At 37.5% G+C, this 14,818-nt stretch carries 16 protein-coding genes; 7 read left to right on the top strand and 9 right to left on the bottom strand.

The window, feature by feature from the left end:
* Positions 1-89: 89 nt before the first annotated feature.
* Positions 90-1,835 (top strand): B12-binding domain-containing radical SAM protein, encoded by a 1,746-nt coding sequence (locus tag TY15_RS10390; RefSeq protein WP_040204677.1) that lies wholly within the window; start codon positions 90-92, stop codon positions 1,833-1,835.
* Positions 1,836-1,896: 61 nt separating this feature from the next.
* Here TY15_RS10390 and TY15_RS25145 read toward each other — a convergent pair whose 3' ends face one another.
* Positions 1,897-2,028, bottom strand: a complete 132-nt coding sequence (locus tag TY15_RS25145; RefSeq protein WP_257000225.1) for a hypothetical protein — start codon at positions 2,026-2,028, stop codon at positions 1,897-1,899.
* Positions 2,025-2,189 (bottom strand): hypothetical protein, encoded by a 165-nt coding sequence (locus TY15_RS24645; protein WP_179301724.1) that lies wholly within the window; start codon positions 2,187-2,189, stop codon positions 2,025-2,027. The genes TY15_RS25145 and TY15_RS24645 overlap by 4 nt, the downstream gene beginning before the upstream one ends.
* Before the next feature lie 128 nt (positions 2,190-2,317).
* On the opposite strand from TY15_RS24645, the gene TY15_RS10385 reads away from it, so the two are divergent.
* The 3 genes from TY15_RS10385 (at position 2,318) to TY15_RS10375 (ending at position 4,296) form a co-directional block, all read left to right on the top strand.
* Positions 2,318-2,674 (top strand): DUF3905 domain-containing protein, encoded by a 357-nt coding sequence (locus TY15_RS10385; protein ID WP_040204675.1) that lies wholly within the window; start codon positions 2,318-2,320, stop codon positions 2,672-2,674.
* A 100-nt stretch (positions 2,675-2,774) separates the two neighbouring features.
* Positions 2,775-3,896: a CdaR family transcriptional regulator gene (locus TY15_RS10380; RefSeq protein WP_040204673.1), complete on the top strand. Its 1,122-nt coding sequence runs from the start codon at positions 2,775-2,777 to the stop codon at positions 3,894-3,896.
* A 196-nt stretch (positions 3,897-4,092) separates the two neighbouring features.
* Positions 4,093-4,296, top strand: coding sequence for an alpha/beta-type small acid-soluble spore protein (locus TY15_RS10375; protein ID WP_040204672.1), 204 nt, complete (start codon positions 4,093-4,095; stop codon positions 4,294-4,296).
* Between the two features lie 46 nt (positions 4,297-4,342).
* On the opposite strand, the gene TY15_RS10370 is transcribed toward TY15_RS10375, so the two are convergent.
* From TY15_RS10370 to TY15_RS10345, 6 genes are all read right to left on the bottom strand, one after another.
* The gene (locus TY15_RS10370) at positions 4,343-5,572 is read right to left on the bottom strand and encodes an anti-sigma factor domain-containing protein (protein WP_040204671.1); all 1,230 of its coding nucleotides are present in this window, start codon (positions 5,570-5,572) and stop codon (positions 4,343-4,345) included.
* Positions 5,569-6,315 carry an RNA polymerase sigma factor SigI gene (gene sigI, locus TY15_RS10365; RefSeq protein ID WP_040204670.1) on the bottom strand — a complete coding sequence of 249 codons (747 nt, stop codon included), beginning with the start codon at positions 6,313-6,315 and terminating at the stop codon, positions 5,569-5,571. The genes TY15_RS10370 and sigI overlap by 4 nt, the downstream gene beginning before the upstream one ends.
* 358 nt (positions 6,316-6,673) lie before the next feature.
* The gene (locus TY15_RS10360) at positions 6,674-7,141 is read right to left on the bottom strand and encodes a hypothetical protein (RefSeq protein ID WP_040204669.1); all 468 of its coding nucleotides are present in this window, start codon (positions 7,139-7,141) and stop codon (positions 6,674-6,676) included.
* A gap of 108 nt (positions 7,142-7,249) precedes the next feature.
* Entirely contained in the window at positions 7,250-8,788 is a 1,539-nt protein-coding gene (locus TY15_RS10355; protein WP_040204668.1) for an aldehyde dehydrogenase family protein, read from the bottom strand.
* A gap of 16 nt (positions 8,789-8,804) precedes the next feature.
* Entirely contained in the window at positions 8,805-9,902 is a 1,098-nt protein-coding gene (locus TY15_RS10350; protein ID WP_040204667.1) for an SDR family oxidoreductase, read from the bottom strand.
* Positions 9,903-10,068: 166 nt separating this feature from the next.
* A complete protein-coding gene (locus TY15_RS10345) occupies positions 10,069-11,649 on the bottom strand; it encodes a peptide chain release factor 3 (RefSeq protein WP_040204666.1) in 1,581 nt (526 codons plus the stop codon).
* A 300-nt stretch (positions 11,650-11,949) separates the two neighbouring features.
* Between TY15_RS10345 and TY15_RS10340 the strand changes: the two genes are divergently transcribed.
* From TY15_RS10340 to TY15_RS10330, 3 genes are all read left to right on the top strand, one after another.
* On the top strand, positions 11,950-12,210 hold the full coding sequence (locus tag TY15_RS10340; RefSeq protein ID WP_040204664.1) for a hypothetical protein: 261 nt from the start codon (positions 11,950-11,952) through the stop codon (positions 12,208-12,210).
* A gap of 142 nt (positions 12,211-12,352) precedes the next feature.
* Entirely contained in the window at positions 12,353-14,065 is a 1,713-nt protein-coding gene (locus TY15_RS10335) for an AAA family ATPase (protein ID WP_040204663.1), read from the top strand.
* 149 nt (positions 14,066-14,214) lie between these two features.
* A complete protein-coding gene (locus tag TY15_RS10330) occupies positions 14,215-14,634 on the top strand; it encodes a YkvA family protein (protein WP_040204662.1) in 420 nt (139 codons plus the stop codon).
* Positions 14,635-14,733: 99 nt separating this feature from the next.
* On the opposite strand, the gene TY15_RS23580 is transcribed toward TY15_RS10330, so the two are convergent.
* On the bottom strand, positions 14,734-14,818 hold an 85-nt coding region (locus TY15_RS23580), incomplete at its 5' end, for a YjcZ family sporulation protein (RefSeq protein ID WP_148336000.1).

Here is a 14,818-nt window from a genome sequence, read left to right as displayed (position 1 = left end):
TATTCTCCTATAGTTTGCTCCACCTTTTTTTTTAGTCTAAACTAAGCTATAATTAAATATTGTTCTTATTTTTCTAAAGGAGTTTGCATATGAATATTATTTGTTCTACCCTAAATGCGAAATATATCCATACAAACCTAGCGATTCGATATTTAAAAGCTTATGCAGCACCAGAGTTTACGATACAGCTCAAAGAATACACAATAAAAGACCCTGTCTTGAATATCGTAACAGATCTTTTCCAACAAAAACCTAGTGTAATTGGATTTAGCTGCTATATATGGAATATTGAAGAAACGATAAAAGTTGTTAATATGATCAAAAAAGTTGATCCATCTATTTTAATAGTTCTTGGGGGTCCAGAGGTCACATATGATACGCGTGAATGGATGGATAGAATTCCTGAAGTTGATTTCATCGTTTGTGGTGAAGGCGAACAAACCTTTAAACAGCTACTTGTTGAAATAGAACAACAGCAAAACTATACGCATGTTCCTGGTATTGCTTTTCGTGATCAAGGTCAAGTAATCATAACACCACAGATGAATAAACTAGACCTGAAAGAACTGCCATCACCCTATCGCTTTCCTGAAGATATCCCTCATTTAGGCAAGAGAGTCACCTATATCGAAACAAGCCGTGGTTGTCCCTTTAGTTGTCAATTTTGCCTCTCATCTATTGAAGTCGGAGTGCGTTACTTCGACCGTGAAAAAATTAAAGATGATATCCGCTATTTAATGTCCCATGGGGCAAAGACGATAAAGTTTGTCGACAGAACCTTTAATATTAGTAGAAGCTACGCCATGGAGATGTTTCGCTTCTTAATTGATGAGCATCTCCCAGGAACCGTTTTTCAATTTGAAATTACTGCAGATATCATGCGGCCGGAGGTTATTGAGTTTTTAAATAACGAGGCACCAAAGGGGCTATTCCGCTTTGAAATTGGCGTCCAATCCACAAACGATTACACAAACGAGCTCGTGATGCGCAAGCAGAATTTTTCTAAGTTAACCCGAACCGTAACGATGGTAAAAGAAGGCGGGAAAATTGACCAACATTTAGACCTCATTGCTGGTCTTCCTGAGGAGGATTACTCATCTTTCAGAAAAACCTTTAATGATGTTTTTGAATTAAGACCCGAAGAATTGCAATTGGGGTTTTTAAAAATGCTCCGTGGCACAGGAGTACGGCTCCGTGCGGAAGAGCAAGAATATATTTATATGGACCATTCTCCATATGAAATATTAGGCAATAATGTCCTATCCTTTGATGATATAGTTAGAATTAAACAAGTTGAAGATGTATTAGAAAAATATTGGAATGACCATCGGATGGATACTACTGTTGAATTTCTAATCACTAATGTATTTACCTCACCCTTTGATTTCTTCCAGCAATTTGGATCATATTGGGACGAACAGGGCTGGTCCAGGATTGGCCATCAACTTGAGGATTTATTTCGAAGATTGCATGCCTTTTTACAAGGTAATGGTACCGGAAACCTCGATACAATTGTTGGGCTAATGAAGTATGACTATCTGAAAAAACATAAATATAAGCCGCGAAAGCCTTGGTGGGCTGCAAGCTTTGACAAGGAAAAACGTTCCAGTCTTTATAAACAAATCAGCAGTAATCCTTCTCTATTAGGACCAGAATTTGTAGCATTAGGGCTTGACGAGAAGGATCTATATAAACATACGATGCTTGAAGAATTATCCTTCAATTTAGCTGAATATCAATCAACTGGAAAGGTTATACAACAACCTTCTTGCTTATTAGCTTATTTCGACCCAATCCAAGAGAAAACCTATATGTTTTCATTTCCACAATCATAAAGAATATCGCTCTTTTCCATTTAGAGGGATTCTGTAAACAAAGCCGGCAATTATTGCCGGCTTATTTATGTTCTTTTTTCGAACTACTTTTTTGTTGTGCTGGGCGCATCATTTCATAAATTTTTGTCCCGTTTACATCTCCAATTTCTACACTAATTTCCATACTAGAAGATGTTTTAGGACTCCTTTTCATGAATCTCTCCCCTTTTTCCCTAATTTTGAATTTCTGTTTGCAAACCTAATTGCATTATTATTATCAGTAAATTCTGCTGAGAATTCACTTTCCTGTACATTTTTATGAGGTGTTTTTGAGTATTTCTCTACAGCATTAAATTCAGCCTTACGTTTCGCCATTCATAGTCCTCCCTAAAATTAATCTAACAAATTTAGTTTTAACAAATAGTTAGGAAACATTCCTTTCCTTATTTTTCATAAATAAATTTACTCTTTGCGCGGAAAATAAGAAAAAACAGGAGTGATGAATGATGGCAAAAAAAAACAAAAACTTTTCTGAAGAAAAATTACACATTGATGAAACCTTTCCACATCAAATAAATGCACCTAGTTTTGAGGGAACTGGCATGAAAATAGCTCCCCCCTTTGTGAATAAACATGGAGTCGTTATTGGTGATAGTCATTATAGTTCCGATAATTCACCACTAGAAAATTGGACAGCAGATACGGATCCTGCCATCATGGCAGGTGACGAATGGGTCCATCCAACCAATGATATTGGCTGGAATACCGCTGAAAATCGCGAACTTCTTGAGAGTAAAAAGAAACCCCAGGCATATCCATTTATGCACCCCACCAAGGATGTTAGCCATGGTAGCGATTGAATACTAACACGATATTCCTGGGAGATGATCCCAGGTTTTTTTACTTTGCTCTTAGAATCCTTGCTATAATTAGGTGTGGATTTAATCGGAGGTGCGTAAATTGTTATTACCTGAGCTAGCTGAAAAGATTGTTAACGAAATAAGAAGGTTAATAGGTGAAGATATTATTGTGGTTAATACTCAGGGATACATTATTGCTAGTACGGATCCCATTCGAGTTGGCACCTTTCATGAAGGGGCATTGATTGCCTCACAAAAAAAGAGGAAACTCATTATTACCGAAGAGGATCAATCAATCTTAAAGGGTGTAAAGGCAGGCATAAATTTACCCATCTTATTCCAAAGTGAAGTAGTTGGTGTAATTGGCATTACCGGTGAACCAAACAAAGTGACTCCTTTTGGAGAAATCATTCGTAAAATGACTGAACTTCTGATAAATGAAAATCATTATGCAGAACAGTTTGACTGGCATTCTCGTGCAGTTGAATCCTTTGTAATGGATTGGGTCCAAGCCAAGAATTGGGATGATTCATTTCGAAATAGAGCAAAACTTTTAGATATTAATTTACACGTAAAACGAGCAACCGTAATTATTCAATTTTTAGGATTAAACGCACCTCTTTCAAGAGAAACCTGGTCAAGTATCTTCAATCGGTTTCAGAATAATAATCAAGAAGTCGTGTCGAGATCAGGAAATGAACGAATGGTTCTCCTCATCAATTGCTCTAATGGTATGACAAGAACAACTATTGTAAACCGGTTACAGCAATTTTTACTCTTTTTATCTAAAAATTTTGGGATTCTTGCCATTGCTGGAGTTGGTCAAGCCTTTGACTCCCACGCTATCAATCATTCATATTACCAAGCAGAGCGCTCATTAAAGATAGCTAATCAAACTGAGCCGATTGTGTTTGATGAAGATTTAACCTTAGAAATGATTCTTGAAGAAATCCCTATTAAAGAAAAAAATGAGTTTATTATTAGAACCATCGGGCCCATTCTGAACGAAGCAGATCTCCTGTTAACCTTAAAGGAATTATTCAATCAAAATCATTCATTAAAGAATGCTGCTAACACATTACATATTCATATTAACACACTACATTATCGTTTAAAAAAGATTGAGGAATTAACACACTTGAACCCTCATAGCATTCACGATCTTTTCGCTATTTACCTAGCCATCAGATTTTTGGACGAACAAACAAAAAGAAAACTTTAATTTCCAATCGCAGGCATTAGCCTGTTTTTTAATCGATTATACATATTCGTTCTTAAAAACATGCTTTTCAAAAAAGAATCTGTGAGCTCTTATCCAAATCCGAAAAACATTACCATTTATGAAAACTGAGCGGATAATAAATAATAACTATACAGAGGTTGAAACAGCCTCTGTTAGAAAAAAGGAGCTGAATATAATGGCGAATAGCAGCAACAAATTATTAGTGCCTGGTATTGAACAATATTTAGATCAAGTGAAATACGAAATCGCCCAAGAATTTGGCGTTCAATTAGGATCAGATACCGTTTCTAGAGCAAATGGTTCCGTAGGTGGAGAAATTACGAAACGACTTGTCCAACAAGCTCAAGCGCAAATTTCTGGTCAATTTAACAACCAATAATTAAATAGACATGGAAAGAAGTCCGGCTTATGCCGGACTTCTATATTTACCGATGCCTATTATCATCGTTATGTTGATTAGAATTTTGTTTATTCGAGTTATGATTATTTGAATTTTGTTTAAACGAGTTATGATTGATTGAATTTTGTTTATACGAATTGGGTTGACGAGAATCTTGTTTGTATGAACGATTCTCATTTGAATTTTTTGGTTGAACTGGCTGTTGCCACTTATTCTGCGGTTGACTAGAATTTGATTGTTCATCCTTTTTCTTCCAACTATTTTGATTCCCATTATTCTGGTTCCCATTTTTTGATTGGCTAGAATTTCCACCCTGTTCAGACCGCTTGTTATTTTCACCTAGATTTTGCTTTAACGCTTCTTCTTCCGACCTTTTCAGTTGTCCAGAAGGAAACTTACTCTTATCCCACCAATTAATTCCATTATTATTTTCCCAATTAGGTAAATTATTTTTGGGAATTCCTTCAGCCTGTTGTTTTCGTTGCACTGTAGCAGGAACTTTACTTTTATCCCCTGAGGATATCGTACTTTGATCTTTCTTTTTCTCGGTTTTCTTTTCTTGCTCTTTTTGGGATGGGTGATTCTTATTTTCCTGGTATTTACCTGTTGAAATCCCCAGTTCAAGTGCCTTTTTTCGTTCATTTTTAGTAGCAGTAAGCACCGTCACCTCTAGCTCTTGATCGGTTACAGTTGTTTTAATCTTGTCTATGTTCTTTTGCAATTCTTTTTCTGTACTCTTTTTTGGTTCTTTAGTCCAAACAGTTGAAATGATGACATGGTTATTACTTTTATTTAACCCAGCTTTATTCATTTCAGTTAGAATCGTTTCCGTAAGCACTAATACATCTTGCCTCTTCCAATTACTTAATTTAGAAATAATTTCCTTACCCTCATTGTTAAACCCAGTTAACTCGACAACTTGCATTTTTTTATTTACACCGAGTTCAATACTTGGATCTGCATCAATACTCATATATGCGTATGCCTTATTACTTTCATATAACGGTAAAAATGATCCAAAAAAGAGCAATAAAGCAGCTAAAACGGTCCAAACGGTTTTTATCCTAAATACATTCTTTATGGAGTTCAGGACCTTGGAGGTTTTAGCAGTATTAGTGCCTTCACTCGGAAAAAAGTGAATCTCTTCGCCAATAGTATAGACCTGTTCTTGTCGCCTTGTGCGTAGAAACTCACCCTCGGGGGTTAAGAGCGTTAGAAACACCTCATCTATTTCCATAATAATTCCTTTTTTCATGATTCTAGCACCCCCTTTATATAATCCTTCATGTAGACGTAATCACTCGATAAAATAAGTGCAATGGCAATAATATATTTTCGATTTCTTTCAATCGTCTTTCTGCTGACATCCACCATTTTTTCTAATTGTTTAATCGGTAGGCGCTTTTTTTCAAACAATAGGTTCTTCAGTTCTTGATTGTCGACTAAGATTTTCGCCGTGATAACAGCACTTTTCCTCGCATCTGCATGCTTTGGAGAATGTTCTACTAAATCACTGAAGCTTAAATCAAACGTTGTAAGTAAATGTTGGAAATGCAATATTTCATCTTTTCTTAATTGTTCATCATTCTTTTTATTGTACTCCTCAAGGGATAGTTCGTTAACAATAACTGTTCCAGTGGTTTCTTCTTCTTGAGAAGCTGTCGTTATATCGATACTTAAATGTTGGTTTTTTGTTTGTTTACGAATATAATCAATAACTCTTCTTTTGATGATGACTTCGGAAAAACTCAATAATGAGCTTCCACGGTCTGAAGAATATTTTTCAATTGCTTCATTAAATGCGATAAGACCAATGCTAAATTCATCATCGGTTTCATATATATATCGTTTACATACTGAAGACACTGTTTTTGCAATAAAAGGCTTATACGCCTCGATTAATCCATTGAGTAAGGAGCGGTCACCCTGTTGAATTAAAAGGACCGTCTCTTCAAGAGTTCTTTTTTTCTTCTTGGTCATAAACAATAAACTTAGCATCTGCTCACCTCTATTCGACCAATTATAACATACGCATGTTGTATTGGACTTTATGGGGGTTAAGCATTTTGAAAAATATAGCCCCAAGAATAGCTTTATTTTCCACCTGTTTATTGTTCAAGTGCTAAACAGTGATTTTTCTGTTACCACTGCTAAGATAATTTTTTCGATTCTGGTATTTCCCATTAATGTGTGTGCTTCTTCAAATTGCTCACCTCTAGAATTATTTGCGGCCGCTTTTCACTACATAGTTACGTTTTTATTGAAATAGTTTGTGGGGGTTCCTAAAAACTTTTTCACAACAAAAAAAGCTTCCAACCAAGTTATCTTGATTTAAAGCCCTTTTGCGTAAAACAAATTATTGATTTTTGAATCTTACTTTTAGAACCGTTTTAATCAATCCCCCTATCAGAATCCCTGGAATGAGAAATAGCATTGGCAAAAAAACAGGACCCGGATGTATCTCGAATATGGTTACTTTCGGCGATATCATTAAACCTACTGTCACAAAGTAGGCACAAAAAACAAATGGCAAATAGGAATACCTTTCGTCCGAAGGCATCGCTGATCGGTATCCATCCCATAGTGAAAACATGTAGACACATGGATAAAACATAAGCCATTGATAGTTTATGACCAGCTCTGCTTTTTCGATTTCGCCTAAGAAACTGTACATAATTGCCTGATTAAAATGACTTTGAACATTCATAATAAATTCGAGGACAACAAATAAAACTCCCTTGATATAATGTCCCATTAACAATTGACTAAAACCAGGAAATGCTATATTCCACAAGACGGCTTCCAATCTGTTCATTTTTTTCATTGTACAATCCCGCTTCTTTATGGCAATTTTGTCTATAAAAACCTCTCAATTTAGCTTATCCAATCCAATGCCAAAATAATGGGAGGATACAAAATAATTTTCCAACCTTTACCCTTTTTTTAAAAGCTTCACATACATTTTGGAGAATTTTATCCAATTTTTGTTTGTTTTAAAATAACTTTGAAAAAGGGTTAAAAAGAGGGGATATTTATCGCGGTAGGGGTACCAATGAATTTCTGTCTTTTTTCTACCACTATCCTCAATAATCGATTTTTCATGACAGAAAATTTTCAGTCCACCATCACCATGATACCTACCAATCCCGCTTTGCTTTGCCCCTCCAAACGGAAGTCCGTGATTAGCAACGGAGATGATTGCATCATTAATGACAACCGCTCCACTCACTAATTTTGAGGCAACACGACGAGCCTTTTGTCGATCCTTCGTCCAAACACTGGCATTTAATCCATACTTGGTATCATTCGCAAGAGCTATGACTTCTTCCTCACTTTCAAATGGTATAACAGGGAGGATGGGTCCAAACGACTCCTCTTGAACAATTTTCATTTGATGGTTAACATTCTTCACGACAGTCAATGGTAGAAACATTCCATGTTCCCATTCCTCTGGTGATAAGCCCGTTTCTAGTACAGCACCTTTATTTAATGCGTCTGTTAACTGTTCTTTAACAATATCAATTTGGGCTGGAAACGTCATAGAACCCACATCTGCATCACGGTCAGAACCATGCCGCAATGTGGAAATTTCCTTTTTCAATAAAGCAAGAAATTGTGGATAGATGGTCTTTTCCACATAAAGTCTTTCTGCACTCATACATACTTGACCACTATTGGTAAATGCGGCCCATACCGCCCCTTTCGCAGCTCTTTCCAAATGTGCATCGGCAAACACTATCAGCGGATCTTTCCCACCAAGCTCTAGTGTCGTTGGAATAAGATCTTTTGCTGCCACCTGCTGAATAATTTTTCCTGTACGCACTGAGCCGGTAAAAAAAATGTAATCTGGTTTTCCAGTTGTAAAGGCAGCCCCTACCTCTTTGCCTCCATGTGCTACTTGAATAACCCCTTCTGGAAAGCCTGCTTGACTAAACAACTCCTCAATACATTTTCCAACAAGCGGAGTTACCTCTGATGGTTTTAAAATAACAGTATTCCCTGCTACTAATGCACTTATAACAGGAATCATCGCAAGCTGGAATGGGTAATTCCATGGAGAGATGACAAGAACGACTCCCCTTGGCATATATTCAATCGACGATTTTTTTCCGATTAATAACACAGGTGTAGCCACTTTTTTACCTTTGAGGACTTTTTCAGCATGCTTACACATATGATCGATTCCATCCAGTGTAGGCATAATATCAGCAATTATCGCCTCTGTTAAAACTTTCCCCGTATCATCGGCAATTATTTTTGCGATCGCTTCCATCTGATTAACCATAATCTCCTTAAGCGTTCGTAAATAGTCGAGTCGCTTCTTTAACGGTAGTTGACTCCAATCATTGAAGGCCATCCTTCCCCTATGATAAAACTGCTCAACCTGTCTTATCGGGGTTTCTTCAATCTCCCCAATTTGCTCACCCGTTGCTGGGGCAATCACTTTGAGCTTTTCTTGAACTCCTGTCACGAGGAGCCACCTCTCTCTATAAAATATTTATTTGGTATTTAGGATTATTCTTTTGCTGCAAATAAAAAGTTGCCATCGGCTTAATTCCCTCTTTAAAGTCGGGACACCTGATCCCCGATTCCTTTAAATCCTCAACTGCTTGGCTGCAATCAAACTCTCCCATCCATGTAAAATAATCTAAGGCTTCCTTCTCCACTCCAAGATATTTCCTGATCGGTTTAATCGAGAGAAACCATTTTCCTAATGTGATGGGAATCATTCCTTTTGGCTCTTTGCCCAAAAGCTCCTGCATCATTACTTCGTAAATCTCGGAGGCCCGATAAGGACTTGGATCTGTTAAATGATAGGTTTTTCCAGCAGCTTTATCTAAAAAACTTAAATAAGTAGTCGCTCGAATTATATAATCGATTGGGACAAGATTGACGATGGCCTCCCCTTTACCTAATTTGGGTATAATCGGCAAAAACTTTAACCGTTCTAAAAAGTTCATGATAAAATAAGGACCATCGAACTTAATCGTTTCTCCAGTGTTCGAATGCCCCTTCACTATTCCGGGACGAATAATCGTTATTGGCAGTTGATTTTTCAAACTATTAACTAAAACTTCTGCTTCAAACTTTGTTTCTTCATAATGGTTTTTGAAGTGATCTGGTCTAATTAACTCAGTTTCAAAGAGTGTACCTTCACGTTCTCCCACCACATAAGCGGTACTAAAATAAATATATCTCTCTAAATGAACAAGTGTCTTAACCCATTCGTTTACATGATTCGTACCTGAGACATTCACTTTATACGCAATATCTCTCGGTACGGCAAGATCATAAATAGCAGCTAGATGAAATACATGGGTCACTTTTTTTCTTAATTCTGCCTGTTCTTCAGTTCCGTGTAGTATACCTTGGATTGTAATATCTCCCTCGACAAGCTTGAACGAGTCTTCACTTAGTCCCAACTCCGAAATAATGGCCAAGCGTTCGATATTTGCTTTATCTAACATACTCGGCAGGACCAGAACGTAGACAGTCCCATTACAATCATTTTGTTTCAATATTTCACGAATCAACTGATTACAAATGAATCCAGGAAAACCTGTAAAAAAATACCCTTTGTTCAATCCATCTCCTCCTAATTATACTATAAGACATTTAATTCATTGTAATTTCTTCCAAATAGGTTCGTCAAGATATTTATCTGAATTTTCAGTTATATTTTCATATAAAAACAGCGGGATGAACCCGCTGCTACTGAACCACCAGAATTATATAAGTAATCTTATCCTTCTATTCTTGCTGATCCATTGGATTAAACAGCTGAATCGTAGGATTTTTTTCTTGGAACCACCGTAAGGCGAAGTCGTTCTCGAATAAGAATACATACTGACCATAGCGGTCTTTTACTAAAAGACTTCTCGAACTTGAAAGATTTTCATCCACCGTTTCATTTTCAACCCAACGGGCAATTTTAGAGCCCACTCGTTCCATTAGGACCTCAGCATTATACTCATTTCTCATTCGATGCTCAAAAACTTCAAATTGCAATTGGCCAACTGCACCCAATAAATACTCATCCATCCTCGCGGTCTTAAAAAGCTGAATCGCTCCTTCTTGAACAAGCTGCTCAATACCTTTATAAAAGGACTTCTGCTTCATTACATTTTTTGCTGAAACTTTCACATACAATTCAGGCGTAAATTGCGGTAATCTTTCAAATTGGAAGTCATCCTTACCGGAGGTCAACGTATCCCCAATTTGGTATGTCCCTGTATCATATAAACCAATAATGTCTCCACTTACCGCTTCTTCCACTGTATTTCGTTCTTCAGCCATAAACGATGTAGACTGCGAAAGTTTTAATTGTTTTCCTAAGCGTGGAATATTAACGGTCATTCCCCGCTCAAACTTTCCAGAACAAACACGTATAAAGGCAATACGATCACGATGAGCTGGATTCATATTGGCTTGAATTTTAAAGACAAAGCCTGAGAATTGTTCTGCTAATGGATCTATTTCACCTATCGATGAATTACGCGCCTTTGGCGGTGGTGCAAATTGCAAATATGACTCTAGAAATGTTTGAACGCCAAAGTTTGTTAGTGCACTCCCAAAGAATACTGGAGTCAGGGCTCCGTCCGCTATTTTTTGGGCCGAAAATTCATTTCCTGCTTCATTAAGCAGCATAATTTCATCTAAGGTTTGATCATAGAGTCCAGAGGTTTTTAATGAATGGTCGCCTTCAATCTCGCCATCCTCATTTAGAGGAATAAATCGTTCCTCTTCACTTACACGAAATTGTTCGACCCGATTGTTAAAACGATCATAAATACCTAAGAACTCTTTACCCATTCCAATTGGCCAATTCATCGGATACGATTCAATTCCAAGTACTTCTTCTAACTCGGCTAACAGTTCAAGTGGTGCCTTCCCTTGACGATCCAACTTATTCATAAAGGTGAAAATGGGAATACCACGCATGCGGCATACTTTAAATAGCTTGAGTGTTTGTTCTTCTATCCCTTTTGCTGAATCGACAATCATAACTGCGCTATCTACGGCCATCAACGTTCTGTACGTATCTTCACTGAAGTCCTGATGCCCCGGAGTATCCAAAATATTAACTCGAAATCCGTCATAATCAAATTGCATTACACTGGAAGTAACAGAAATCCCACGTTGTTTTTCTATTTCCATCCAGTCACTTGTGGCGAATTTCCCAGTTTTCTTTGCTTTTACCGTACCAGCGTCACGTATAGCTCCACCGAATAATAATAATTTTTCTGTCAGCGTCGTTTTACCTGCATCCGGGTGGGAAATAATTGCAAATGTCCGGCGTGACAATACTTCTTCTGTAAAATTGTTACCCATCTTGTCTTCCTCTCTTTTGACAATGAAGTGAAACTTCCCTAAGTGGTTATTTCCCACGGAGGGTTAGTTGACATTGGCTGTTATGAGCAGTTTATTACTAAGCCTTTTTTTCTTCAACTTCATTCGTTTACTACCCGTTAAACGGGGGAATTTCTTTTATCCATAACTTCAATCTTATCTCGCAAACGAAAACTTTGCAATATTTCTATTTAACGTCACTGATTTTTTCTTTTATCAACCCTGCTTAAGGAATATAATGATGATATATAGTGATATAAATTAGCATCCCCAGGAGGATATATGGAAATTAATAAAATTGATTCGCATACCTTAGCATTAATACACAGAGCGTTCGAAATAGTCCTGGAGCAAAATAAAGTTTCCTTTAAAAAAATTGGTATTGCTGAAGAAGGTGAGCAGCTATTATTTTTGTATGAAGGAAAGGATGAAAAAGTTCATGTTTTTAAATGGAGTAAAGCCTCCTCTACTGGGATTAGCATTGGTGTCCTTGCTCAAAGTGTCCTAATGCCGATCATCCCCCATCTTCGCTTATTGTCATAGCTATCTTAAAACACTTCCTTATATACAGTAAGAAAGTGTTTTTTTATAAGTTTTTCGATTACTTTCTTCCACCGATTCCCACATCCATTTTTCTGGGAATCTCTTTATAATAGAGAGGACCCTATTAGAGGAGATGAACGAAATGGATCAAAGTAGAAAAGTAGTTTCCAAGTTTATTCCACTGTTCGCAGTGTTCTTTTTAGTCATTACAGGAATCACTTGGTATGTCCATACTTCAAATAATGAACGCGATATACCTTTCGCCTCAATAGAGAAAACAATTCAAGCACAAAAAGGGAAAACCGTTACACTTACAGAACAGGCAAACGGCGTCCTCTATTTGAAAGCAGGCGATTCAAAATTTGTTTCCCATGTTCCTCCGAATAGTCAAATGGTTGAAAAGCTTGTTGAAAAGTATAATATCGAATATACCTATTCTAGTAGTAGCCGATATGGAAAATGGATTATGGGTGGAGTAATTCTTATTCTTGCCGCTGCTGCATTTGCCCTACAAAAAACAAAAGGTGGATTCGGTCTTCATAATTCAATGAAAAACAGCGTCGCCAAATCAAGGCCTCTTCCTTCTATAACTATGGATGATGTAGGTGGATTAGGTGATGAAATGAAAGAAGAAATAATGCAAACACTGTCGACCTTAAAAGAACCAGAACGGGCTAGTAAACTAGGCATTAAGCCACCAAAAGGGATTCTTTTGTACGGTCCTCCTGGGACAGGTAAAACCCTATTAGCTCAAGCAATTGCCCGTGAATTAAATGCTTCTTTCTTTTCAGCAAGCGGCTCTGCTTTTAACGAACTTTTTATCGGGGTTGGTGCAAGCCGTGTCCGATCCCTTTTTCAAACGGCAAGAAAACAAGGACCTGCTGTCATATTTATCGATGAAGTTGATGCTTTAGCTGGCAAACGTAAAGCTCATGGTGGTGAAGAGGCAGAAAAAACCTTAACAGAACTTCTTGTACAGCTCGATGGTGGTCATTCCAATGACGGGATTTTATTTATTGCGGCCACAAACAGAAAGGACATGCTTGATGAAGCCTTCCTCCGTCCAGGAAGAATCGACTTTTCCTTCCATGTTCCATTGCCAGATACAAAGGGTCGAAGAGAAATTATCGACATTCACGCAAAAGGAAAATCCCTATCAGAAGATGTTTTTGCAAGCTTAGATGACTTGGCTGAGAGCACATCCGGGTTTTCAGGTGCTGAGCTTCAATCTCTTTTTGAAACCGCAAGTCGACGTGCCGTCAGAAATGGCCAGGATCAAATTCACAAACATGATCTTGATTATGCCCTTGATAGAACTATTTTGGGTAGCACTTCTCGCTCCTTACAGGATACTGAAACAAAACGTCGTGTTGCCATTCATGAAGCCGGGCATGCGATTGTTGCCTCCTTAACTAAACCAGGTTCAGTGAGAAAGGCCACCATTATACCGCGTGGGGAAGCACTTGGCTATGTAGCACCAATCCCAAAAGAGTTGCATTTATCAACAACAAGTGATCTTTTGGACCGTGTTGCCATGATATTAGCCGGGGGGGTTGCTGAAAGAATTTGCCTTGGTGAACATAGCATTGGCGTCAGTGGCGATGTGCAGCAAGCAAAACAAATCATCGAACAAATGGTCGATACTGGAATGCTTCAAAACGGCTTCACACTGACATTTAATAAACAAGATAAAGAAAAACATATGCAAGCCCTATTTGCAAAAGGGATTGTGCAGGCCGAAACCTTAATAAAAAACCATCAACCTCAGTATGAACAATTAGTCGAGTCATTATTAAAGAAAGAAACATTAGAGGGCTCAGAAGTGGAAGCCATTATTAGAGGTAACGCAACCTGAGTTCGATAAAAATCTATTATTTGCATCACATAGACCAAGTGCTGTTCTTTGGCACCTGGTCTTTTCCATTTATTATGGTTCAAATACTTAATGAATTTCATTTTTGGTGGTACACTAACCTTGTATTCCAGTTAAAGGAAGTGATCGGATTGTTCCGTAAAGAGCGTCTTGAAAAGGAACAGAATAAGTATAATGGCGAAGCGAACGAATTAATCAACAATCAAAAAAAGTTAAAAGGCTTACTCCATAATGTAATAAAAAAAGGAAATGAAAAAAAAGGAACCTTAGGCGAAGCATGGGATAAGCTGCAACTCTTTGTTGAGTTAATAAAAGCTTATTCTAAAGGTGAATATCGAGATGTCACTAAGAGTACGATTATTACCGTTATAGGTGCCCTCTTATATTTCGTATCACCACTAGACCTAGTCCCTGACTTTATCATCGGGATTGGGATTATAGATGACGCGGCTGTCATTGGTTACACCATAAAAAAATTATCAGGTGAGTTGGATGCATTTAGCCAATGGAAAAATACTAACTCCAGTAAATTAGAAAACCCGTTTGAGTAAGCAAACGGGTTTTTGTATTGTAATTTGATTAATTGTAGAGCGATTTCTGTTTTCTTTCGTGTCTAGCTCTCTAGCGCCTAAGGGCTAGAGATGTTCTTATTACCAGCTAAAGCAAGCTGCACCTACAATAATCAATAGGATAAACAAGACGACGATTAGCGCAAATCCGCCCCCAAATCCAACT

Origin of the sequence: Neobacillus jeddahensis, assembly GCF_000612625.1 — a bacterium.
Taxonomy (GTDB): domain Bacteria; phylum Bacillota; class Bacilli; order Bacillales; family Cytobacillaceae; genus Neobacillus; species Neobacillus jeddahensis.
Note: the sequence above shows the minus strand (reverse complement) of the source record. Positions and strands in the feature narration are given on the sequence as shown.